Raw genomic sequence first — 22294 nt, 5'->3', positions numbered from 1 at the left:
GTCGAGCGGGCCCGCCACTGGCTGCGCCGGGTCGGTATCGACCACTTGGAGCACGCCGAGGCCCGGGCGTTACCAGGGCGGTGAGCTCATCGATCGCGCCGGACCTCAGCTCTCCTCGGCGACCGCCCTGCGACGGAGATGGCCGGCGACCAGGTAGGTGGCACCGCCCGCGGCGAGCACTCCGACCAGGGCCAGGGTGGCGGCCGTGGTGGCGGAGGGACCGGCCGGGGTCGCGGCCGCCACCGGGGCGGTGGCGCCCAGGTCCCGGACACCCTGCTCGGCGGCCTTGGCATCGGCGCCGGACAGGGCGACCGGCTTGGCGGCGACGATCGCCCCGGGCGCGGTGAGGGGCTCGGACATGATCTTGGGCTTGGCGAACGTCTGGCTCACCTGCTGGGCCTTCACAGCCTTCTTGGACTGCTCGGCCTTGACCAGGACCGTCTGCGGAGGCTTCGCCGGGTTCGCGTCCCGGTAACGCCAGGCACCGGTGGAGAACGCCACGGGGTGGTTCTTCTTGCCCACGCCGTCACCCCACTTGGTGACCACGTACTTGACGTCGATGTGGCCCATGCCGCCGTTACCGTCCACACCGAGCGTGGCGGGGTTGAACCGGCCACCGGTCAGGTCGGCGAAGGTCTTGGCGTCAAGGTCGATCATGACGCCCACGTTGGAGGGCACGCCGGGACCGCGGTCACCGACGAAGAACTTGGCCTTCTTGCCCTTGTAGACGACGTAGCCCTCGGTGAACAGGGGCCAGCTCGGGCTGGCGATCATGCCCTTCTGCATCGGCTTGCCACTGGCCGGCAGACCGGTGTCGCCGGCCCGGCCCGAGGAGTCGTCCCAGAAGTAGGAGGCCCTGGTCGAGCCCTTGAGGAGCACGACCTCGTTGGCGGCCACCTCGGTGTCCGCGCCGGGGGAGGCGGCGGAGGCGGGGGCGGCGACGGCGGGGGAGGCGGGCAGCGCGGAGGCGACGCCGGCGGAGACGAGCACGCTCGCGCCGACGAGGGCGGCGGTGGTGAGACGGTTCTTGTACGAGAGGTTCTTGATCAGACCGTTCTTGGGCAGGTCAAAGGGAAGACGCATGAAGAAGGGGCTCTTTCACGAGGGAACGGGGCAGCCAGCTGCGACACACGGCAAGGGGTGCACTGGCGGGGACGCGCTCTTCGGAAAAGCGGCGTGGCGAGATCAGCGGTTCGCTACACGGAGCACGGTCCAGGTGCCGCGCTCAGGCGCGGCGACGAAGGACGGAGATGAAGTTCAGGTGGTCGGCACGGGCAGGACGGGCACCGACGCGGTGACGCGGTGATCCATGAGGGGGATCTCCTCTCCAGCTCGTCTACCGGGTTAGCTGACGGGTTCGGGCGATGGAGTTGCCCTACCGCCGCACGTTCGCGGCGGATTCACCCCGGGAAAGTGGTTCCCCGGCTCCCTGGGCCCCGCGGGCCCGGTGGGATTCGACGTCGGCCGGCCGCTCCCTCTTGTGAAGGGCAGGTCGCCAACCGATATCCGTGGACACTACCCACCGAAACCGGACAAAGCAAAGCAAATGTCATGAAAACCCCAGAAGATCTACCTACAAGCTTCAAGAAAGCCCCATCGGAGACCCCGTCCCACCAACAACCGCCCTACCAGCGAGAACGTCTTGCCGATCTCGGGTTTCACACCCCGGAGACCCGCATCCGAGGGCCTTCCGCGCCCACGAGGGGCCCAGTCGCGCGAGGGTGATCACACCCCGCGCCCCGTGCCCGAAGCCCTTCCACGCCCGAGGGGAGAGCATCCCCAAGGTAGATCCCCCTCAAAGATCCACATTGGGGAATCCGCGCTCCCCGAGGAAGCCCTCCCTTGACGAAGGGCACCCCGGGGCGGGCTCAGTCCCACCAGAACGACCAGGCGTTCCTGCCCTTGATCTGCTCGGCGTAGTCGATGAGGTTCCCCGCGCCCTGGATGATGCTGTCGGGGCAGAACGTCCAGTGCTCCGCGGCGACGTGCAGGGCGTGTTCCGAGGTCGTCGGGGGCGCGGCGACGCTGAGGTCGAGGGTGTTGAACCCCATCCCGACCAGCCGCACCCCGAACCTGTCCTCCCAGCTCCGTACCACCGCCGCGAGCGGGACCATCCACTCGTTGTGGTTCAGGGCGCCCTGCCAGCCCATGACGGCGAGGGCGTCGGCCCCGCGCTCGACCGCGACGAGTCCGAGCGGGGTCCTGCGCTCGGCCACCAGGCCCGCGTACCAGTCGGCGACCACGCCGGGATCGGCGGCGAGCCTTCCCGCCGGGGCCGGACCCGGGCATTCGACTCCGAAGGGGTCAAGGATTTCGAGCTGGTCGATGTGAGCCTTGGCGATCCAGTCGGACCAGACCTCGGCCATGAACGCGGCGGCGTGGTAGTTGTCGATCTCGACGGCGGTGTCCGGGGCGATCTGGCCGGCCGACCAGGGCTGCACCGAGTCCTCCAGCAGCACCGGCCACAGGCCGGAGTGCTCGTGCTGCGCCCGCAGCCGTGCCCAGTACTCACCTGAGACGGCCACCTCGCTGAGCCAGAACGCCGGACGGCGACGAAAGGAGAGCTGAGCGTAACCGGGGTCGGGCCACACCACGTCACCCGGTGGCAGGTCCACCGAGAGCCTCCGGCCCTCACCCTCGCTGCTTCCGTCGGCCCTGTCAGCGAACAACTGGCCCAGAACTGGCGGAAGCCTCCCACCCTCGCAATCGCTCATTCCTACCGATCCGATCCTGACCACGGACCAATTTTGGCCTGTCAACCATCCCGAGGGACAGTTCTGCCCTGGTCCAGGCAAAAATTATCGGTACAGAGGGGAACGGAGCCCGGCGGGTGTCAGTCCTTCACCGCCCCGCCCAGCCCGGCCACCAGCCTGCGCTGGACGGCCACGAAGAAGATCAGCACAGGAACGGTCATCAGCGTCGAGGCCGCCATGATGCCGCCCCAGTCGTTCTCGTCGGGCTTGAAGAAGACCAGCAGGGCCGAGGGCAGCGTCTGGTTGTCCCTGGCCGAGATGATGAAGGTCCTGGCGAAGATGAAGTCGTTCCAGGCCGTGATGAACGAGAAGACGCTCGTGGCGACCAGTCCCGGTGCGACGAGGGGAAAGAGGATCCGCCACAGGATCACCGGCCGGCTCGCGCCGTCGATCATCGCAGCCTCCTCCAGCGTCTCGGGCACCGCGGCCACGAACCCCCTCATCATCCAGACGGCGAACGGCAGCGAGAACGCCAGGTGGACCAGGACGAGCGAGCCCAGGGTGTTGAGGCCCACGCCGGGCACCACCCCGCCGAGGTCTCGGACGAGGAAGAACAGCGGGATGGTGAGCGCCTCCACCGGCACCATCTGCGCCACCAGGAACATGATCAGCACGGTGGTACGGAACCGGAAGCGGAACCGGGTCACCGCGACCGCGGCGAGAAAGGCCACCAGCGCGGACAGGACGACGACGGTCAGGGCGACACCCAGGCTGTTGAGAAGGTAGCGGCCGAAGTTCTCGCCACCGAGCACCCGCTGGAAGTGCTCGAAGGTGGGTGCCAGGGTCCACGGGCGCACCTGGAGTGACTGGATCTCCCCGGCGGGCTTGAGCGCGGAGAGCACCATCCAGTAGATCGGGAAGAAGGTGACGAACGCGGTGACCAGCGCCACGGTGTTGGCGACCAGGCGGGACCTGCTCACAGCTTCTCCCCCGTACGGTAGAGGGCTCGGATGTAGAAGAGGGTGACCGTGAGCAGGATCAGGGTCATGACGACGCCGATCGCCGCGCCGAGCCCGTACTCCGACGAGCCGAAGGCCGTCTGGTAGGCGTAGACGTTGAGCACCGAGTTCTGCCCCGCTATGCCGCCGCCGTTGGTCATCACATAGATCTGCGTGAAGATCTTGAAGTCCCAGATGATCGACTGAATGACCACGATCGTGATCAGCGGCCGCAGCATCGGCACGATGATCCGCCAGAACGAGTTCCACGCGGAGGCGCCGTCCAGGGCTGCCGCCTCCAGAACGGAGACCGGAATGGCCTGGATCCCGGCGTAGAGGGTCACCATGACGAAGGGGAAGGAGTGCCAGACCACCGTGGCACCGACGACCCCGAAGGTCACCCATTTGTCGTAGAACCAGTTATAGCCCTCGATGCCCAGGAGCTGGTTGACCAGGCCCAGGTCGGCGTCGAAGAGGAACATCCAGACCGTCGAGCCGGTCATGGCGGGCGCGGCCCAGGCGGCCATCGCCGCCAGCGACAGCAGTAGCCGGGGCACCCGGCCCGCCCTGGTGAGCACGACGGCGAGGGTCGCGCCGACGGCCAGCGTCGCGACCACCAGGGCCGCGGCGAACACCAGGGTCTGCGCCAGCACCGACCAGAAGCGCTGGTCGCCCAGGAGCGTCGCGTAGTTCTCGAAGCCGATGAACCTCGTCGGCTCTCCCCCGCTGACCTGGGCCTGCCGGTAGTCGAACACCGACAGCAGGCCGAGCATGTAGATCGGGTAGCCGAAGAGCGGCAGCAGCACGGCAGCAGAGGGCAGCAGGTAGAGCCACGGCCTGAGCCCGCCGCCGGGGCGCGGCACCGCCCGGCGGACCCCGGCCCCGGAGCCCGCCGTCGTCGTGGTGGCGGTGGTCATGACCGGCCGAACGCCGCCTTCACCGCCGCGGCGGCCTCCTCGGTGGCCTGCTCGACTGTGGACTGCCCCGTGGCGATCTTCTGCAGCATGGTCGGGATGACCTTCTGGTTGTCGATCTTCACCCAGGCCGGGTCGATCGGCACGAAGCGGGTGCCCGCCGCGACGGTGTCGAGGAACGGCTTGAGGAAGGGGTCCGAGGCCGCGAGCTCGTCCCGCGCGGAGGTCAGGGTGGGCAGGTTGCCCATGGCCTCGTACATCTTGGTCTGGTATGTCTTGCCACCCAGCAGCTGGACGAACTTGACGGCCAGCGAGCGGTGCCCGCTGTTCTTCATGACGCCGAGGTTGTTGCCGCCGGAGAAGGCCGGGGCGATCGTCCCCTCCTCGGTGCCCGGCAGCGGCACCACCGCGTATTTGCCCGCCGCCGCGCCCGCGTCCACCGCGGACCTGCTGAAGTTGCCCAGGATGCCCATCGCGGCCTTGCCACTGGCGAACAGTTCGACGGTCTTGCCGCCGGTGAGGCTCGCACACGCCTGCGGCGGGCAGTTGTCATCCTTGAGCAGGTCGGTGTAGCTCTTCACACCCTTGCGGGCGGCGTCGCCGTCGAGGCTCTCGATGTCGCCTCCGGCGTCCCAGACGAAGGGCAGCGCGCCGAAGGTGTACTCCCCTCCGACGGCGACGCCGTACAGGTCGGGCTTCTTCTCACGGATCTCGCGGGCGGTCTCGGTCAGGGCTTTGATCGTCGTGGGCGGCTTGAGGCCGAGTTCCTCGAAGACGTCGGTGCGGTAGTAGAGGGCCCGGATGCCGATGTACCACGGCAGGCCGTAGACCTTGCCGTCGACGGTCGCGGACCCGAGCAGGTCCGTGCCGATGTCCTTGCCCTCCGGCCAGCTCGCGAGGTCGGCGCTCAGGTCGGCGAAGCCGCCCGCGGCGGCGTACTCGGCCAGGTCGGTGTTGCCGTACTCGGCGACGTCGGGGGCGCTGGCCGGGTCGTTGAACGCGCCCTTGAACTTCTCGTGCCGGGCCGGCGTCGTCGGAATGTAGGTGACCTCGACCTTCACCCCCGCGTTGGCCGCGGTGAACTCCTTGATCGCCTCTTCCACCACCTTCTCCTTGGGAGCACGGTTGGGCTCGTCGAAGAGCCAGACCCGCAGGGTTCCGGACTTCTCGTCGCCGCCGCCCGCCGACGGGGCGATGGACGGCGCGCACGCGGCGAGGGCCAGCAGGGCCACACCCGCCACTGCCATGTTCAGGAACTTCAAAGCGCCTCCTCCTGTTGGCGGCAGACCCTAGGAAGCCCCGTCCGCCACGGGAAGCGGATCACCGATTTGTTGTGCAGTGCAGAAGGTTGTGCTGCAAAGTGGCGCGAGGTGGCGTGCTCGCCTACCTTGACCTGGTATTCGATCTGCCGGAGCAGCATGGAAAGCCGTGATGAGTGAGCCCGCCCCGGAACGCAACCAGTCGGCCTCGCTCCGGCGTGCCCTCGCCGTCCTCGCGCACGTACGCGACCACGCGGGCGCGGGCCACGGCCTGTCGCTCACCCGGCTCGCCGAGGCGCTCGGCATGTCCAAGAGCACTGTGCTCCGGCTGGCCACCCCGCTCATCGAGGCCAGGCTGCTGGAACGCGACCGCAGGAGCGGCGCCTACCGGTTGGGGAGCGGCGCCCTCCACCTCGGGCAGGCCTACCTGGCCACGCTCGACCTGCGGACCGTGGCCGCCGAGGAGTCGCACCGGCTGATGACGGAGGCCAGGGAGACAGTCCATCTCGTGGTCTACGACCCGCCCGACGTGGTCTATATCGACAAGGTCGAGAACGAGACCAACGTGCGCATGGCCTCGCGCATCGGCAGCCGCGCTCCCGTCTACCGCACCGCCGTGGGCAAGGCGATCCTCGCCTGGCAGCCGGAGGAGGCAGTCGAGGAGATCGTGGCCGCCGGGCTGCCGTACGTCACCCGGCACACCATCACCGACGCCGCGCGCCTCCGTACCGAGCTGGGCCGGATCAGGCAGCGGGGCTACTCGGTCGACGACCGGGAGAACGAGCCCGAGGTGCGCTGCGTCGCGGCGCCGATCTTCAACCACAACGACGTCGCCATCTCGGCGATCTCCATCTCGGGTCTCACCTCCCGGATCACCGCCGCGAGGGTACGAGAGCTGGGACCCCTGGTGGCCGAGACGGCCCTGTGCATCTCCAGGAAGCTCGGGGCGACCCGGTGACCGGCGGAATCGGACACGGTCCGCCCGCCGACGCCAGGACCGGTGTCGACCTCACCACCGGCACGACCCGTTGACCGGCGAAACCGGCACCGACTCCCTAAGGACGACTCCTCTCCCATGACCAACCTGGTAACGCTCGGCGAGAGCATGGCGCTGTTCAGCGCGCGGCGTACCGGCCCGCTCAGGCACGCCCGCGACTTCGGGCTCGGCGTGGGTGGCGCGGAGTCCAACGTGGCCATCGGCGTCTGCCGCCTCGGCGGGCGCGCGGCCTGGATCGGCAGGGTGGGCGCCGACGAGTTCGGGGAACTGCTCCGCTCGACGCTGGCCGGCGAGGGCGTCGACGTACGGGGAATGCTGGTCGATCCCGAGGCGCCCACCGGCCTGATGATCAAGAGCAGGCGCACGTCCGAGGTGGTCGACGTGCGCTACTACCGCTCGGCGAGCGCCGGATCCCGGCTCCGCCCCGCCGACCTGGACGTCTCGCTGATCCGCTCGGCACGCGTGCTACACGTCACCGGTATCACCCTCGCGCTGTCGGCGTCGGCCGCCGAGGCGGTGCGGGCCGCGATCGTCGAGGCCCGCGACGCGGGCGCGATCGTGTCGATGGACGTCAACTACCGCCGGGCCCTGTGGACGCCCGCCGAGGCGTCCGCCGCGCTGCGCGAGACCGTCGCCGCCGTGGACGTCCTGTTCGCCACCGAGGCCGAGGCCAGGCTGATCGTCGAGGGCGACGACCCGCTCACCCTGGCCCACGCCCTGTCGGACCTCGGCCCGCGCCACGTCCTCATCAAGCGCGGCGCCCTCGGCGCGGTCGAGCTCTCCGACGGCGCCGTACGGCACGCGGAGCCCCACCGGGTCGCCGAGCTCGACCCGGTGGGCGCCGGGGACGCCTTCGCCGCCGGCTGGATCGCCGAGACCCTCGCCGGGGCGACCTCCGAGCGGCGCCTCGCCACCGCCTCCGCCGCCGGGGCCTTCGCGGTGACCGCCGACGGCGACTGGGAGAGCCTCCCCCGCCGCGCCGACCTCGACCTGCTCCGCCCGTCCGACGGGGTCAGCCGCTGACCGTGGCCGACGCCGATCGAGAACGACGCCGTCCGGCTGTCACGGCGCGGAGAGCAGGTCGCGCAGCCCGCGGCACTCGCGGATGACCTGGGTGGAGCCCTTGCGCCCGGCGACCGCCGTGACCTCGGGGATCTCGCCGGTCGCCTTCGCCTGCCAGGCCACCCGGCGGGCGAAGGCGAGGAAGTCGACCAGTTCCTTGGGGGGTCGCCCGCCAGAAACGGCCAGCAGGCCGGGCAGGGCGGCGGCGATCATGGCCCACGCCTCGCGGTGGGTGCCCACGCAGACGGCGTCCTCCATGATCGTCCGGAACGTGGAGATCGAGAGCCAGGACCGGCGTATCCGCTCCCCGAACTCCGTGCCCAGCTGGGCGGCGGGCAGGTCCCCGGTGGCCAGGAGGTACTGCACGGCCCGGCGCCGGTACACCGACATGCTCAGGGCGAGCCGTTCCACCAGCAGCAGGGCGGTCGCCTGCCCGACCGGTCCCTGCGCGCACGCGAGGTCGGTGAGCCGCGGCCCGTCGACGAGGCCACCGGTCCAGTCGCTGCGAAACCGGAGCGGGACCATGTGCGCGGCGATCACCTCGCGGTGGGACGGCATGACGCCCGGCCACCAGCCGATCAGCTTGCCGTGATGGCCGCGCCCCTCCTCCAGGAACCGGGGCGGCGAGACCAGGAGTTCGGCGATCAGCGACGCCGCGGCACGGACCGTCCGCTCACCGGCCGGTGCGCCCGGGGTGATGTCACTCGGGATGATGTCGCCCAGGGTGATGTCGCCCGGCGTGATGTCGCCCGGCGTGATGTCGCTCGGCGTGATGGAGGCCACCGCCAGGGTCTGCCACGCTTTGAGAGCCCGCTGCGGCTCGCGCTCGTCGAGCCAGTGTCCGGCCGGATCCTCCGTGAGCTTCCAGCCCGGCTTCGCACCGGGAGAGCAGAACCGGCGGACGGTCACCACCGGATCGGGCAGCCCGTTCCCCGCCAGCCGGCGGGCGGCCTCGCGCCCGGCCGCCGAGGTCAGCGCGGCGGCCCGCGTCACCGCGGCGGGGTCGGCGGTCCTGGGCAGCCTGAGCAGCGCCTGCGCCAGATCGGCCGGGAGCGGCTCCGCCCCCGCCGCCTCCAGCTCCTCGATCCGGGCGACCAGCTCCACGGGGTCGAGGTGGCCGGTGGAGAGGGTGGGCGTGGCCAGCAGCAGCGGCGGCAGGACACCCTCCTTGAGAGCGGCCAGGATCTCCGCGTGACGACGCAGCACGAGCCACTCCGGCGCGCAGACCTCATCCCGGCCGGGAAGCCTCGTCCACGGCGACTCCGGTCGCGGGTCGGCAGGGCGGATCCCGCACCCGGGTCTGGTCTCCTCCGGGGAGGCGAGGCCATCCGGAAGGGGTTCCGCGCCGGGATCGACGAACTCCGCCGCGATCGCGGCACCCCAGCACTCGGGACTCGTCCAGCTGCCTTGCGTCGGCTGCCTCGCGGGGTGTGCCGCCAGCGCGTCCCGGAGCCCACCGGGATCTTCGGCGGCGAGGCGGACGAACCCTCCGAGAAACCCCTCGGCCTCGACCCAGTCCTTCTTCCCGCACAGGGCGGCCACCTGCTGGGGCGTCCGCGGCACCGGGAACGCAGTGGCGGGCGGCGGCGCGGGGAGCACGCCGGGCTCCTCCGGCTCCGGCTCGGGTTCGGGTTCCTCCTGGAGATCTCCGCCGAAGACCGCGACCAGCCTGTTGGACAGGCCGGCGGGCAGCTGCCCGGCCCCGTCCCGTACGGCCTCGGCACCGAACGGGCCGAAGGCCGCCGCGTGCCCGACCAGCAGGCGCACGGCCCGCTCCTGGACGGCGGGCGCCTCGTGGCCGAGCACCGCCGCCAGGGCCGACGACAGCTCGTCGGCCCGTTCCGGCTCCCGCTGGAGGAACCGGTCCAGCCAGGCCAGCCCGGACCTGACCAGCCCGCCCTCCGCGCGGAACAGCAGGCCGGACAGGGCCTCGCTCACGTCGTCGGAGTCGAGGTCGTTCGCATCGTCCCGCGGGAGGGAGTCCAGGTGGCGCAGGTGCCTGAGCGACAGTTCGGCCACCGGCCCCGGCGCCGCCGGCAGCAGCCGCAGGTAGTCACCGGCGCGGGAGGCCACCTCGGCGGGAGACGGTTCGAGCAGTTCGTGCAGGCGGGCGAAGAACCGCAGGTCGGTCGCGCCGCCCCCGCGCAGGAACCGGCCCACGCAGCCCTCCAGCAACACCTCCCGGCTCACCCTGCCCTCGGCGGCCAGGGTGCGCAGCGCGCCCAGCCACGACTCGGCGGCGAGCGGGTCGGCCCGCTCCTCACGCAGCGCGCGGCCCACCCCCTGCGCCTGGAAGAGCCTGGGCAGCAGCACATCGAGCAGCGGGTCCTCGCGCAGCCGCTCCGCGGTCGGCGGCGTGTCGGCCCAACCGACCACGAGCGGGTCGTGCTCGGGCGGTGTGGCACCGGTGTGGCGCAGCAGCGCCAGGGCGAGCGGCAGGTTCCGGTCTCCGAGGTCGCCTTCCCACCGCCTGGGCCGGACGCGGATCCGCAGCGCGAGCCGGACGGCGAGATCGGCCTGCCACTCGGCGGGACGCGCGGCGACCACCTGGAGCACCGGTTCGACGAGATCGGCGGATTCCCCGACGCGTTCGAAACCGCGCCGGGTAAGCCAGGAGGCCGCAGCCGCGCAGGGGAGCGTGCCCGCTCCCGCGACGCGCATCGGGTCGACCCAGGCGTCGTACTCGGACCTGTCCGGGTATCCCGCGCCGTACTCCGGGGTGGCCGGCCAGGGATCCTCCCAGGTGCCCTCCATGTCGCCGCCCCAGCCGTCGGTCATCGCCCACTGGCGGTGAATCTCCGCATCGGACATCCCGCGCTCGCGGGCGAACCGCTTGTACGCCTCCCCCCGGGTCCTCCGGGCCCGGTCTCGCTCGTTCCAGCGGTCGGACCGTCGCTTCTCCACCGCCGCCCTCATCTCCTGCCGGGCCACCGGGAGGTGGCCGGGCAACTCCCGTGCCACCTCCGCGCGCCCGGCGTCGTCAAGGGCGGCGACCCTGGCCGCGACCTTGAAAGCATCGCCGGTGCCGATGAGGTCGCGGACTTCTTCCCACACGGTCATGACGGCATCTCCCGAGAACCGGTCCGGATCGCCCGGACGCAAACGTGCGGCGCCTTCGCCATGAGGGACATTAGGCAGCGGCCCGGACAAGAACGGGCCGTTGAAGCTCCGGCGGGCAGAAGATCAGTCGCTGGGCGGACACCGTCTCCCCCTGAAGGCGGACGCGCGCCGGACCTACGGTTCGAACAGCACCAGAGGATGCCTCAGGGCCAGCTCCAGCACCACGCGGCACACCTCTCCGGCGCGTGGGAAGACCGCGTCCATCAGCACGAACTCCTCCCCCACGATCAGCGGTGCGGACCACGGTGAGACCGCGTAGTTCTCGGCGGTCAGGTCGGGGAAGAGCGAGGTCAGCTCCTCGTAGAAGGCCGCCGTCTCCGGGCTCGGCTCACCGGGGACGGCGTCGCTCCGGCTCCAGACGAGATACCTGCGAAGCGCCTCCTGCGCGGTGATCGGCTCGGCCCCGAGCCAGACTCCGAGTTCAAAACTCACGCCACGTCCTCGCACTCGCCCCGGTTGTCCGGCTGTCGGATCCTACGCGCCCGGCGGATGCTCGGCGGCGTCGAACGGGTTGACGACCGACACCCCCGTGCCGTCGAAGCCCCTGACATTCCGGCTGACCAGGGGCCGGCCGTTCACCCTGGCCGTACCGGGTTGGCGGCAGTGCGGTCCGAGGCTCGGCGCACTACCTTTGGAAGAAAGGAGTTCGCGCCATGACCGAAAAGCCCATCCTGCAGCCCGGCCCCGATCACCCGATCACGATCGAGGCGAATCCGGCCCGGATCGTCGTCTCGGTGGGCGGCCGGGTGGTCGCCGACTCGCGGCGGGCGTTGACCCTGCGTGAGGCGACGTACCCGCCGGTTCAGTACATCCCGATCACCGACGTCGATCGCTCGCTGCTGGAGCGGACCGGCACCGCCACCTACTGCCCGTTCAAGGGCGACGCGAGCTACTACACCGTTACGACGGACGGGAAGCGGTCGGTGGACGCGGTGTGGTTCTACGAGTCGCCGCACCCGGCCGTCGCCGAGATCAAGGACCACGTCGCCTTCTATCCCGACCGGGTCGACTCCATCGTCGAAGAGACCACCGGCTGAGATCCGGGGACACCCGTCCCGCCGAGGGCACGACCGGCCGGCCACGAGCTTCCGGATTCCGTCGTGGTCGGCGCCCTCGACCGAGGTGACCGCCCGGCGCCGGGCACGGCACGGAGGCTAGAGATGCTCGCGGTGAATGAGAAGACGGTGCGACTCCTGCATCTCTTCCGGCAGTTCGTCCGGGGCGAACCATCTCGCCTCCAGAATCTCGAAATCGTCGATTTCGAGCGTGCCACCGATGAACTCGGCCTCGTACGCCACCTCCAGGCGCAGCTTGTAGCCGCTCTTCAACCGAACGAGTTCTCCCACCTGGACCTTCAGCCCGGTCTCCTCCCGCACCTCTCGGCAGACCGTGTCCTCGAAGGTCTCCGACCTGTTCGCACAGCCGGTCGGCAGCCCCCACTGCCTGCCCACCGGCCAGAAGCGATGCTTCAGCAGGAGAACGTTGCCGTCCGCGTCACGCACGACCCCGGTCACACCGACCGTGAACTTGGCGTGCCGGAGCCAGAGGATGCGCCACTGGAGCGAGCCGTTGACGAGCCTCCAGAGCCGGACGATCAGCTTCTTCACGGTGAGTCCATCCACGGGTCGGCGCCTGCCTGAAGATCGGACGCTACCGGGGAATGGCAGCATGGCACGACACGCCGACACACTCGGCGAGGAGTGGACGACCTACGCCCAGCCCGTGCTCGATATCGAGGAGGTCGGCCCCGGCGCGCCACGCTCTCATCCGATGCTGGACTTCGTGCAGCTCAGCGCCAAGGTGGATCGTTCACTTCGGCTCGGCGACCACGCCCGGCTCAGCGAGCTCGTCCGCCTGTCCGGCGGCGAGGTCGACGTCGTCTCGGCGCACGACCCATGGGAGTTCCAGAGGTCCGCCCGCTGAGCGGCCACGGCCGGGTCGAAGAGGGACCGCTACCCCGGTATCCGGGCACGCAAGGCCTGGATGAACCAGTCGAACACCCGCGCCAGGCTTTCCGGGGCCGGCCAGCCGTTGATCACTGCGAGCAGCCGAAGGTACAGCTCCCTGCGAGGGTCGTTCGCGGTTTCCAGCCGGGTCAACAGCCGGCGCCGAAGGTCGACGTCGTCCACGCAGCCGAAGACATCCGCGTACTGAGCCGTGACCGCCGCGACGACCGCATCGGCTTGGGGCGAGGCCGGGTCGATGCCGGCCACCAGGGCTGGGCCGACCTGGTCACGGACCATTGCGGCAGAGTCGCGGCGCAGGACCGTGGTGTCGCCCTGGACACGCTCGGCCGCATGATGCTCGGCCATGCGCCGCACGCTGGCGCGAAAATCCGGGTCCTGGGACAGTTCGGCCAACTCCACCCATGCCTCGACCTGCTCGGCCTCGGGATTGTCGGGCAGCTCGGGGGTCATCGAGCGCATGATCCCCACGAATCCGGCGTTGGCCTCCAGGCCGCCGAAGGCGGTGTCGAGGAAATCGCCGATCAGACGTCGACGTTCGTCCTCGGAAAGCTTGGCCAGCTGGTGCATGAGATCCATCTCCTCGGGAGTGGACCCGCGCTTGGCCACCGCCGTCAGCACCGCGCGCCGCAGGCGTAGCACTTGGATCTGCGCCGCCAGTGCCTCGGCGTGCGCTGCGGCGACCTCGGGAAGCGAGATCTCCCGGTGCACGACCTTCCGGATCGTGGGAAGGTTCAGTCCCAGGTCGCGCAGCGTCCGCACGAGGTCCAGGCGTGCGACGGCGTCGATGCCGTAGAGGCGGTGGCCGGCCGGGTTACGGTCGGTCGGCGGCACGATCCCGCGATCGGAGTAGAACCGAATGGCCTTGACCGTCAGCCCGGTCCGCCGGGCCAGATCACCGATCGAGTAGAGCGTGTCGCCGTTCATGCCCTCACCCTTGCGCCTCCCCCTACGGGAGGCGCAAGCCGGCGGCGAACCATCTCATCCACGAGTCCTGAAACTCCTCGCCTGTGGGGCAATGAGCTGTTCAACCAGAATCGCGTGGGTGATCACGTCGCCGCCGCAACGCTCGTTCGGTGCCGGACAGGACGGGGCCGAGCACGGGATGGAAGCCGGTGCCGCGTCAGGCGGCGTTCGCCCTGTTGGCGATCTTGCGTAACCGGATGCCGGTAGCGTGATCGATTCCGCGTACGCGTACGCGTTCCGCCGCCGAGACGGCCCGACCGTGCTGCGCCCCCAAGATCACCATCAGGGCGACATCTCACACCATAACGGGGCGAACATCGCTCGACACGGCGCTAGACTTGTACTATTCGTTGTCTTGTACAGTTCGTGTTTATGACGTTAGGGTTTGGCACCATGACCGCACCCGGGACTCCAACCACCGCCGAGGAGCTACGCGGGGCAGGCCTGCGAGTGACGGCCGCCCGCGTCGCACTGCTCGAGACCGTCCGGGACGGTAACCACCTCGACGTCGAGGCGATCGCCTCCGGGGTGCGCGATCGCGTGGGCCACATCTCCCTGCAAGCCGTGTACGAGGCCCTCCACGCGCTCACCGCGGCGGGACTCGTACGCCGTCTCGAACCAGGCGACAGCCCGGCCCGGTTCGAGGGACGCGTCGGGGACAACCACCACCACGTGGTGTGCCGGTCATGCGGTGCCGTCGCCGACGTCGACTGCGCGGTCGGCGAGGCGCCCTGCCTGACCACGTCCGACCACCACGGCTTCTTGATCGACGAGGCCGAGGTCATCTACTGGGGCCTGTGCCCCGGCTGTTCCACCACCCGCGGTTCCTGAGCACCGTGATCCGCATAGTTCGGAAGGATTCCCATGTCTGAGAACCATGATGCAATCGTCGTAGACGCGAAGACGGAGGGCGGAGGCGGTTGCCCGGTCGCGCACGAGCGCGCCCCGCACCCGACCCAGGGTGGCGGAAACCACCAGTGGTGGCCGGAGCGGCTCAACCTGAAGGTCCTCGCCAAGAACCCCGCCGTCTCCAACCCGCTCGGCGAGGAGTTCGACTACGCCGAGGCGTTCAAGAGCCTCGACCTCGCGGCCGTCAAACAGGACATCGCGGAGGTGCTGACCACCTCGCAGGACTGGTGGCCGGCCGACTACGGCAACTACGGCCCGTTCATGATCCGGATGGCCTGGCACAGCGCGGGCACCTACCGGATCAGCGATGGCCGCGGCGGCGCCGGGGCCGGCCAGCAGCGCTTCGCGCCGCTCAACAGCTGGCCGGACAACGTGAACCTCGACAAGGCCCGCCGTCTGCTGTGGCCGGTCAAGAAGAAGTACGGCCAGAAGATCTCCTGGGCCGACCTCATGATCCTGGCCGGCAACGTCGCCCTGGAGACGATGGGCTTCAAGACCTTCGGCTTCGCCGGCGGCCGTGCGGACGTCTGGGAGTCCGACGAGGACGTCTACTGGGGTCCCGAGTCCACCTGGCTCGACGACCAGCGCTACACCGGCGACCGGGAGCTGGAGAACCCCCTCGGCGCGGTCCAGATGGGCCTGATCTACGTCAACCCGGAGGGCCCGAACGGCAACCCGGACCCGCTGGCCTCGGCCCGCGACATCCGTGAGACGTTCCGCCGGATGGCAATGAACGACGAGGAGACGGTCGCCCTGATCGCGGGCGGTCACACCTTCGGCAAGACCCACGGCGCGGGCCCGGCGGACCACGTCGGCGCCGACCCCGAGGCCGCCCCCATCGAGCAGCAGGGGCTCGGCTGGAAGAGCACCTACGGCACCGGCAAGGGCGCGGACACGATCGGTAGCGGTCTGGAGGTCACCTGGACCTCGACACCGACGAAGTGGTCCAACAACTTCTTCTGGAACCTGTTCGGCTACGACTGGGAGCTGACCAAGAGCCCGGCCGGCGCGCACCAGTGGCGGCCGAAGCACGGCGCCGGTCGGGACTCGGTGCCCGACGCCCACGACCCGTCGAAGCGTCACGCGCCGTCCATGCTGACCAGCGACCTCGCGCTCCGGTTCGACCCGGTCTACGGCCCGATCTCGCGGCGTTTCTACGAGAACCCCGACGAGTTCGCGGACGTCTTCGCCCGCGCGTGGTTCAAGCTGACCCACCGCGACATGGGCCCGGTCGCGCGCTACCTCGGCCCGGAGGTCCCGACCGAGACGCTGCTGTGGCAGGACCCCCTCCCCGCGGTGACGCACGAGCTCGTCGACGCCGCGGACATCGCCTCCCTCAAGGAGCGGATCCTCGCCTCGGGCCTGTCGGTGTCCGAGCTGGTGTCCGCCGCGTGGGCGTCGGCCTCGTCCTTCCGCGGCAGCGACAAGCGCGGCGGCGCCAACGGCGCGCGCATCCGCCTTGAGCCGCAGAACGGGTGGGAGGTCAACGACCCCGACCGGCTCGCGACGGTGCTGAGCACCCTGGAGGGGATCGCCGAGGCGTTCAACGCCGCCCAGACCGGTGGCAAGCAGATCTCACTCGCCGACCTGATCGTGCTCGCCGGCGGTGCGGCCGTCGAGCGGGCCGCCAAGGAGGCCGGTGTCGACGTCGAGGTCCCGTTCAGGCCGGGCCGGGTGGACGCGTCGCAGGAGCAGACCGACGTGGAGTCGTTCGCCGCGCTTGAGCCGACCGTTGACGGGTTCCGCAACTACCTCGGGAAGGGCAACCGGCTGCCGGCCGAGTTCCTGCTGGTCGACCGGGCGAACCTGCTGACCCTGAGCGCCCCCGAGATGACGGTCCTCGTCGGTGGCCTCCGCGTCCTGGACGCGAACCACCAGCAGTCGCCGCTCGGTGTCCTCACCGCGACCCCCGGGGTGCTGACCAACGACTTCTTCGTCAACCTGCTCGACATGGGCACGGCGTGGAAGGCGACGGCCGAGGACGCGAACACCTTCGAGGGTCGCGACGCCGCCACGGGCGAGGTCAAGTGGACCGGCAGCCGCGCCGACCTCGTCTTCGGGTCGAACTCCGAGCTGCGCGCGCTCGCGGAGGTCTACGCGAGTGACGACGCGAAGGAGAAGTTCGTGAACGACTTCGTCGCGGCGTGGGACAAGGTGATGAACCTGGACCGGTTCGACCTCGTCTGATCAGGTGACGTCCAGGCCGGCCCGCGCCGGCCGGCCTGGACGTCCCCGGGCGGCTTCGGCGGCCTCTCCGGCCGGGGCGGCGGTGGCCGATGGCCATCGCGTTCCCGGCCAGGCCGGTCGCCGCGATGACGGTTTCCGGTGACCCGCCGGGCGGCGACGGTCCCCCGGCAAAATCGGTCGCCCCGCCGACCTTGATCACATTAGCTTGGCGGCATGTCCGAACTACGTACCGATCGCCTCCTGCTCCGCCACTGGCGGGACTCCGACCTGGACCCCTGGGCGGCGATGAACGCCGATCCCGAGGTCCGGGAACACTTCCCGGACCTGCTGACACGTGAACAGAGTGCCGCTTCGATCGCGCTCTTCCAGGACGGACTCGACCGCCGGGGTTATGGGTGGTGGGCGGTGGAGGTCCTGGCGACCGGCGAGTTCATCGGCTTCACCGGCCTGGATCCGGCGGACGAGGGCATGCCGTTCACCGGGATGGAGATCGGCTGGCGGCTGACCCGCTCGGCGTGGGGCCACGGCTACGCCACCGAGGCCGCCCTGGCCTGCCTGGACTTCGGTTTCAAGACCCTGGAACTGCCGGAGGTCGTCGCCATCACGACCACCACCAACCTGCGTTCCCAGGCGGTGATGCGCCGGATCGGCATGACCCGTGACCCGGCCGCCGACTTCGACCACCCGAACGTGCCCGACGGGCCGCTACGTCGGCATGTGCTGTACCGGATTCGCCGGTAACCGGTTCATCCGGCTTCTCGCCAAGCTCCCCGGCATCGGCGCCTCGTAGCAGGGCGCTGTTCGATTCTCATCAACCGACAGACAGAGGGTGACCGGCCGCTGCCCGCGGGGCAGCGAGCAGAGTCACGCGGGTGATCGCGTCACCGCTGAGGTGCCACGCAGGACGAGAGCAAGCACGGGACCGGGGAAGGGCAGTGCGGCGCCATTGCTTCAGCTCTTGTTGCGCCGGTTCCGGGCGACCGACGTCATCCGCGCCTGGTTCACCACATCTGGATGAGGATCCCGGGCCAAGATCTCCAGGATTTCATCGGAGGTGGCGTGGGAGGTGGCCAACCACCAGCGGACATTGACCGATCGGTCGTGGGCCAATTGCCGCAGGTCCTCATCCGGCAGCAAGGCCGAGATGATCAGCGCGGCCCTCACGTCGGCGACCGGATCACGCGCCAGCCGACGGCGCTGCTCAGGTGTGGTGTGCCGGTTCTGGGCGGCTCCCGCGCGTACCTTCGCCTTTCCGTCCGCGACGAGTACCGCGAGAACGTCCGGATCGGTTGTGTGCTCTGCCAACTCGGCCCGGACCGCAGGAGAGGGATCCACGAGCAGCGCCGCGCTGGTCTCGCCGTCCAAGCCGGGAGTTCCAGCGAGCAACCGGCGAAGATCCTCGTCTGGGGACGCCGCGACCGCTCGACGAACGGCCAGATCCACTGCCGGATGCGCCGGAACGTCCCATCGCACCGACCAGTGTGGATCTCCGGCCAGCAACGCCAGCACCTCAGGCGGGCACGCGGGATTTCTCACCAGGACCTGCCGGGTCTTCAGATCGGCGTCATCGGCGAACGCGCGCAGGACCTCCGGCGGCGCATCCACCCGCGCCGCCAGTGCCCTTCTGACCGAGGGGGAGGAATCGGTGACCATCCTCACGATCACATGAGCCGGCGCCTCCGGATCGGCCGCCACTCCTACCCGGACTCGCACTCTCCTGTCCCGCGTGAGCTGGACGAACTCCTCATCACGCCGGGGAGCACCTTCCCTGGATAAGTCGTTTTCTCCCACCATGCGGTGATTCTTACAGTCCAGTACGACAAACCAGGCGATTCCATGCCTGTCTCACCCCCTTGGGGCAACGTCCGAGCCCCCGGAGGCAATCAGGTCAGCCGATCGAACTCTCCGGACTTGATGCCGCCGACGAAGGACTGCCATTCACCGGGGGTGAAGAGCAGCTTGGCGCCATCGGGGTTCTTGCTGTCACGAACCGCGACAGCGCCGGGCAGGTTGGCGGCGACCTCGACGCACTGACCGCCGTTCGGGCCGGAAAGCGATGACTTCCGCCATATGGCGGCACTCAGATCCATTCCTGATCTCCTTCCGCTGGGCGGTCTCCGAACTTCCCGAGGAGGTCAGACCAGGCGGTCGAACTCGCCGGATTTGATGCCACCAACGAAGGACTGCCATTCACCGGGGGTGAAGAGCAGCTTGGCGCCATCGGGGTCCTTGCTGTCACGAACCGCGACAGCGCCAGGCAGGTTGGCGGCGACCTCGACGCACTGAGCACCGTTGTCTCCGGAGAGCGATGACTTCCGCCATACCGCGACACTCAGATCCATTCCTGCCTCGCTTCCTCGATCATTTTGAGGGACATGTGCTCAGGATAAGCCCACCCACGTATCGCTTCATAGCGATTCCATATCGGGGTTACGACGCTAGGGTCGGCCGAAATCTGTCCCTCCGCTGAAGAGTCCGCGTAAATCGCGTCCGGTTGCCCGTCCGGAAGTTCTGCGATCATGAAAGCGCCCAGCACGCCGGAGAGGCAGAGCCGATCAACGAGTTGGATGGAGATGGAGGGGCGCTGGGCGATCTCCAGTAAGTAGCCGAGCTGTTCCCACATTACTTCGGGACCGCCGACATTACGGCGCAGCACACTTTCGTCGATGAGGGTCAGAAAAAGTGGGGGATTGTCCCCATCAAGGATTTTCTTACGAAACATCCGCCCCTTAACCCGCTCCTCTATCTCCTCCGGGGTGATCCGAGGGGCATGCTTGAAGATCGCTCGGGCGTACGCCTCGGTCTGCAGGAAGCCGGGGACGAGGAGCGGTTCCCACGAGCGCATGACGAGGGCGAACGGCTCGACCTCCTGTGCCCAGCTCATGAACCAGATCGGGGCGCCATGGCGGGCCACGATGTGTTCGCGCAGGTCCACGAAGTACGTGCTGCCGTTGGTGCCGAAGAGGGCGTCCAGGCGCTCGGCGTCGGACTTCGACGGGGTGCGGCTGGCGCTCTCCAGGCGGCTTATCTGGGTCTGGGTGCAGCCGAGGCGTCTGGCCACAGCGGTCTGGGAGAGCTGGGCCGCCTCGCGCAGGCGGCGCATCTCGGCGGCGAAGCGCGCACGGGGGGAGCCCGGGTCCGGGGGGATCTCGTCGCTCATCGCATTCCTCCTGAAATAGAGAAAAACGGATTTTTGGTTATAGCGGCAATTCCAGACCCTGGTATAGGGAAACCCTCACCCGACATTCCAGAGCATCCACCGGGGTGCCAATCCAGCCATGAATCCACCTGCCATGCGGGCAATCTAATCACACGTCTTCTCGGTTCGACAGGACGGAAAAGAAAGCATCCTCATACCTTTAAATCAGGAACGAGAACGAGTGATGAATGATCAGAACGGTGACCTTTCACGCCTTGGTCGTGCCCGCCGGGGGCATCCGGAGGACCGGAGCGTGACGGCGGTCGAGCGGCGTGCGCGATTCGTTCATCTGACCCGGCTCAGCTGGGATCTGCACGGCCTCGGGGTGTGCACCTCGCTGGTCCTTCCGGTGGCCGGGCAGCCGATTCTGGAGATCCGGTCGGCGACGGGCACGGCACTGGTCAGGATCACGGTCGTCCGGCGCTACTGCGGCTGGGCGTTCGTCTGGCGGCCCTGGTGGGCGCGGCTGTGGCAGCGCGGTGAATGGGTTTGGGCGGAGGCCGACAACGCGGCCGACATGATCATGTCGGCGGTGACCGCATGAGATCCGAGCCGGAGGCACCGAGGGAGGAGGACCACTGCCTCGGACACCGTGGCAACGGAGCCTCGAAAACGCCGAGGGAAGAGGACGTCTGCCTCGGACATCACTGTGACGGAACTTCGACGACGCCAGGGGAAGAAGACAAACTTCCCGGACATCACGACACGATGCCGTGGGCGGGTGGGCCGTACAGCGCGTGGCGGCAGGTCTTTCCCGGCCGGGTGGCCTCCGTGCCGGAGGTGCGGGCCTGGGCGCGGGACCTGCTGGCCGGACGCGTCGCGGCCCCGCTGCTCGACGACGTGCTGCTCCTGCTGAGCGAGCTGGCCGCCAACGCGGTGGCCCACTCCGACTCCGGGCGTACCACGGACGGGCGCCTGACCGTCTACCTGGCCCGTACCACCACGATGGTCCACGTGGAGGTCACCGACGACGGCTCCGTCACGAGCGCGCCCGCCGTACGCGTACCGGAGACCGACGACGACGGCGGGCGGGGGCTGTGGCTGGTCGACCTGCTCGCCGCCGAGTGGGGATTCCACCACGACGGAGCGGGCAGGTCGGTCTGGTTCCAGGTGGCGGGGTAGTCTCCGCCATCGGCGCCCAGGTCGGCAGGACTCAGATCAGCACGTCGAACGGGTTGACGACGGACACTCCCGTGCCGGCGAAGTCCTTGGTGTTCCGGCTGACCAGGGTCCAGCCGTTCACCCGGGCCGTCGCGGCGATCAGGCCGTCCGTCGTGGGGAGCGGGCGGATGGCGTTCAGGCGTCCCCACTCCTCGGCGGCCTCCACGGTGACGGGGACGATGCGATCATCGAATTGCCGCTGAAGGCCGTGCAGCCAGCGTTCCAGCACCGTTGCCTGGTCGGGGTCCCGGCGTCTGCGGAGCTCGACTCCGCAGCGGATCTCCCCGACCGTCAGGCTGCTGATGTAAAGAGTGGGTCCGTGCGCCGCGGCGATCCAGTCCTTGACCTGAGGGCTGCCGTTCCGCTTGCGTGCTTCGGAGACCACGTTCGTGTCGAGCAGGTAGCCGATGCCCATCAGTCGAAATCGACTTCCCGGGGAAGGTCCTGGTTCCGCGGGAACTCCACGTCGTCGTCCCAGTCAGGGTCGGCGAGCAGGAACTGCCCGAAGTCCGGAGCGTCGCCTTTGAGTCGGCGGTATTCGGCGATGTCGATGACGACGGCCACCTCCTCTCCGTGCCGGGTGACCACCTGAGGACCCTCGCTCACCGCACGCCGAACGACCTCACTGAAGCGCTGTTTCGCCTCCTGGACCTGCCACCCACTCATGGACATCACCCTGTCTAGTCTGTCTAGACTTAGAGTAGCTCCAGTTCAGAGTGTGTACGGCAGTTGCCTTCCCGATTCCTTTCAGGTTGAGGGGGCGGCGGAGCGGGCTATGGACGTCGCGCCGTAGCGACTGGACTTCGGCCGAATGCGTTCGCGGTCGCGGGTGCGGCCCGGCGTGATCATGTCATCGCCGGGCCGC

Annotated in this window: 24 protein-coding genes and 1 riboswitch; of the genes, 9 read left to right on the top strand and 15 right to left on the bottom strand. The window is 69.3% G+C overall.

Annotated elements, in window-relative coordinates; genetic code table 11:
• Positions 1 to 105: 105 nt before the first annotated feature.
• The 5 genes from ABT061_RS04830 to ABT061_RS04810 form a co-directional block, all read right to left on the bottom strand.
• Positions 106 to 1083, bottom strand: coding sequence for a hypothetical protein (locus ABT061_RS04830; protein WP_350912707.1), 978 nt, complete (start codon positions 1081 to 1083; stop codon positions 106 to 108).
• Between the two features lie 235 nt (positions 1084 to 1318).
• Positions 1319 to 1470: riboswitch (cyclic di-AMP (ydaO/yuaA leader) on the bottom strand.
• Positions 1471 to 1868: 398 nt separating this feature from the next.
• Positions 1869 to 2669: a DUF4253 domain-containing protein gene (locus tag ABT061_RS04825; RefSeq protein WP_350912705.1), complete on the bottom strand. Its 801-nt coding sequence runs from the start codon at positions 2667 to 2669 to the stop codon at positions 1869 to 1871.
• Positions 2670 to 2833: 164 nt separating this feature from the next.
• Entirely contained in the window at positions 2834 to 3673 is an 840-nt protein-coding gene (locus tag ABT061_RS04820; protein ID WP_350912703.1) for a carbohydrate ABC transporter permease, read from the bottom strand.
• Positions 3670 to 4608 carry a carbohydrate ABC transporter permease gene (locus ABT061_RS04815; RefSeq protein WP_350912701.1) on the bottom strand — a complete coding sequence of 313 codons (939 nt, stop codon included), beginning with the start codon at positions 4606 to 4608 and terminating at the stop codon, positions 3670 to 3672. Before ABT061_RS04815 ends, ABT061_RS04820 begins: the two co-directional genes overlap by 4 nt.
• Entirely contained in the window at positions 4605 to 5867 is a 1263-nt protein-coding gene (locus tag ABT061_RS04810; RefSeq protein ID WP_350912699.1) for an extracellular solute-binding protein, read from the bottom strand. Before ABT061_RS04810 ends, ABT061_RS04815 begins: the two co-directional genes overlap by 4 nt.
• 169 nt (positions 5868 to 6036) lie before the next feature.
• Here ABT061_RS04810 and ABT061_RS04805 point away from each other — a divergent pair, with 169 nt between their 5' ends.
• Together ABT061_RS04805 and ABT061_RS04800 are read left to right on the top strand one after the other, a co-directional pair.
• Positions 6037 to 6822: an IclR family transcriptional regulator gene (locus ABT061_RS04805; protein WP_350912697.1), complete on the top strand. Its 786-nt coding sequence runs from the start codon at positions 6037 to 6039 to the stop codon at positions 6820 to 6822.
• Between the two features lie 117 nt (positions 6823 to 6939).
• On the top strand, positions 6940 to 7884 hold the full coding sequence (locus ABT061_RS04800; RefSeq protein ID WP_350912694.1) for a sugar kinase: 945 nt from the start codon (positions 6940 to 6942) through the stop codon (positions 7882 to 7884).
• Positions 7885 to 7923: 39 nt separating this feature from the next.
• Here ABT061_RS04800 and ABT061_RS04795 read toward each other — a convergent pair whose 3' ends face one another.
• Positions 7924 to 10983, bottom strand: coding sequence for a DUF6493 family protein (locus tag ABT061_RS04795; protein WP_350912691.1), 3060 nt, complete (start codon positions 10981 to 10983; stop codon positions 7924 to 7926).
• 174 nt (positions 10984 to 11157) lie between these two features.
• Complete coding sequence (locus ABT061_RS04790; RefSeq protein ID WP_350912689.1) at positions 11158 to 11475, bottom strand: hypothetical protein; 318 nt, start codon at positions 11473 to 11475, stop codon at positions 11158 to 11160.
• Positions 11476 to 11696: 221 nt separating this feature from the next.
• On the opposite strand from ABT061_RS04790, the gene ABT061_RS04785 reads away from it, so the two are divergent.
• Positions 11697 to 12080, top strand: a complete 384-nt coding sequence (locus tag ABT061_RS04785) for a DUF427 domain-containing protein (RefSeq protein WP_350912687.1) — start codon at positions 11697 to 11699, stop codon at positions 12078 to 12080.
• Positions 12081 to 12197: 117 nt separating this feature from the next.
• On the opposite strand, the gene ABT061_RS04780 is transcribed toward ABT061_RS04785, so the two are convergent.
• On the bottom strand, positions 12198 to 12650 hold the full coding sequence (locus ABT061_RS04780) for an NUDIX domain-containing protein (protein WP_350912685.1): 453 nt from the start codon (positions 12648 to 12650) through the stop codon (positions 12198 to 12200).
• A 61-nt stretch (positions 12651 to 12711) separates the two neighbouring features.
• On the opposite strand from ABT061_RS04780, the gene ABT061_RS04775 reads away from it, so the two are divergent.
• The gene (locus ABT061_RS04775; RefSeq protein WP_350912683.1) at positions 12712 to 12966 is read left to right on the top strand and encodes an MBL fold metallo-hydrolase; all 255 of its coding nucleotides are present in this window, start codon (positions 12712 to 12714) and stop codon (positions 12964 to 12966) included.
• A 29-nt stretch (positions 12967 to 12995) separates the two neighbouring features.
• Here the strand turns inward: ABT061_RS04775 and ABT061_RS04770 are convergent, their stop codons facing one another.
• Positions 12996 to 13934: a MerR family transcriptional regulator gene (locus ABT061_RS04770; RefSeq protein ID WP_350912681.1), complete on the bottom strand. Its 939-nt coding sequence runs from the start codon at positions 13932 to 13934 to the stop codon at positions 12996 to 12998.
• A 432-nt stretch (positions 13935 to 14366) separates the two neighbouring features.
• Between ABT061_RS04770 and ABT061_RS04765 the strand changes: the two genes are divergently transcribed.
• The 3 genes from ABT061_RS04765 (at position 14367) to ABT061_RS04755 (ending at position 17810) form a co-directional block, all read left to right on the top strand.
• Entirely contained in the window at positions 14367 to 14804 is a 438-nt protein-coding gene (locus tag ABT061_RS04765) for a Fur family transcriptional regulator (protein ID WP_350912678.1), read from the top strand.
• A gap of 33 nt (positions 14805 to 14837) precedes the next feature.
• The gene (katG, locus tag ABT061_RS04760) at positions 14838 to 17069 is read left to right on the top strand and encodes a catalase/peroxidase HPI (protein ID WP_350912676.1); all 2232 of its coding nucleotides are present in this window, start codon (positions 14838 to 14840) and stop codon (positions 17067 to 17069) included.
• 213 nt (positions 17070 to 17282) lie between these two features.
• Positions 17283 to 17810 carry a GNAT family N-acetyltransferase gene (locus ABT061_RS04755; RefSeq protein ID WP_350912674.1) on the top strand — a complete coding sequence of 176 codons (528 nt, stop codon included), beginning with the start codon at positions 17283 to 17285 and terminating at the stop codon, positions 17808 to 17810.
• A gap of 210 nt (positions 17811 to 18020) precedes the next feature.
• Here the strand turns inward: ABT061_RS04755 and ABT061_RS04750 are convergent, their stop codons facing one another.
• From ABT061_RS04750 to ABT061_RS04735, 4 genes are all read right to left on the bottom strand, one after another.
• Complete coding sequence (locus ABT061_RS04750) at positions 18021 to 18863, bottom strand: hypothetical protein (protein WP_350912672.1); 843 nt, start codon at positions 18861 to 18863, stop codon at positions 18021 to 18023.
• Positions 18864 to 18952: 89 nt separating this feature from the next.
• On the bottom strand, positions 18953 to 19159 hold the full coding sequence (locus ABT061_RS04745; RefSeq protein WP_350912670.1) for a DUF397 domain-containing protein: 207 nt from the start codon (positions 19157 to 19159) through the stop codon (positions 18953 to 18955).
• Positions 19160 to 19204: 45 nt separating this feature from the next.
• Complete coding sequence (locus ABT061_RS04740) at positions 19205 to 19411, bottom strand: DUF397 domain-containing protein (RefSeq protein ID WP_350912667.1); 207 nt, start codon at positions 19409 to 19411, stop codon at positions 19205 to 19207.
• Positions 19402 to 20229 carry a helix-turn-helix domain-containing protein gene (locus ABT061_RS04735; RefSeq protein WP_350912665.1) on the bottom strand — a complete coding sequence of 276 codons (828 nt, stop codon included), beginning with the start codon at positions 20227 to 20229 and terminating at the stop codon, positions 19402 to 19404. The genes ABT061_RS04740 and ABT061_RS04735 overlap by 10 nt, the downstream gene beginning before the upstream one ends.
• A 292-nt stretch (positions 20230 to 20521) precedes the next feature.
• On the opposite strand from ABT061_RS04735, the gene ABT061_RS04730 reads away from it, so the two are divergent.
• A complete protein-coding gene (locus tag ABT061_RS04730) occupies positions 20522 to 20812 on the top strand; it encodes a hypothetical protein (protein WP_350912663.1) in 291 nt (96 codons plus the stop codon).
• Positions 20813 to 20976: 164 nt separating this feature from the next.
• On the top strand, positions 20977 to 21390 hold the full coding sequence (locus ABT061_RS04725) for an ATP-binding protein (RefSeq protein ID WP_350912661.1): 414 nt from the start codon (positions 20977 to 20979) through the stop codon (positions 21388 to 21390).
• Between the two features lie 31 nt (positions 21391 to 21421).
• Here the strand turns inward: ABT061_RS04725 and ABT061_RS04720 are convergent, their stop codons facing one another.
• Complete coding sequence (locus ABT061_RS04720; RefSeq protein ID WP_350912659.1) at positions 21422 to 21844, bottom strand: type II toxin-antitoxin system VapC family toxin; 423 nt, start codon at positions 21842 to 21844, stop codon at positions 21422 to 21424.
• Positions 21844 to 22095, bottom strand: coding sequence for a type II toxin-antitoxin system Phd/YefM family antitoxin (locus ABT061_RS04715; protein WP_350912657.1), 252 nt, complete (start codon positions 22093 to 22095; stop codon positions 21844 to 21846). The genes ABT061_RS04720 and ABT061_RS04715 overlap by 1 nt, the downstream gene beginning before the upstream one ends.
• Positions 22096 to 22294 lie beyond the last annotated feature (199 nt).

Source organism: Streptosporangium sp. NPDC002544, from assembly GCF_040295965.1.
Lineage (GTDB): Bacteria > Actinomycetota > Actinomycetes > Streptosporangiales > Streptosporangiaceae > Streptosporangium.
The sequence above is the reverse complement of the archived record's forward strand: the minus strand, read 5'-3'. Positions and strand labels throughout refer to the sequence as shown.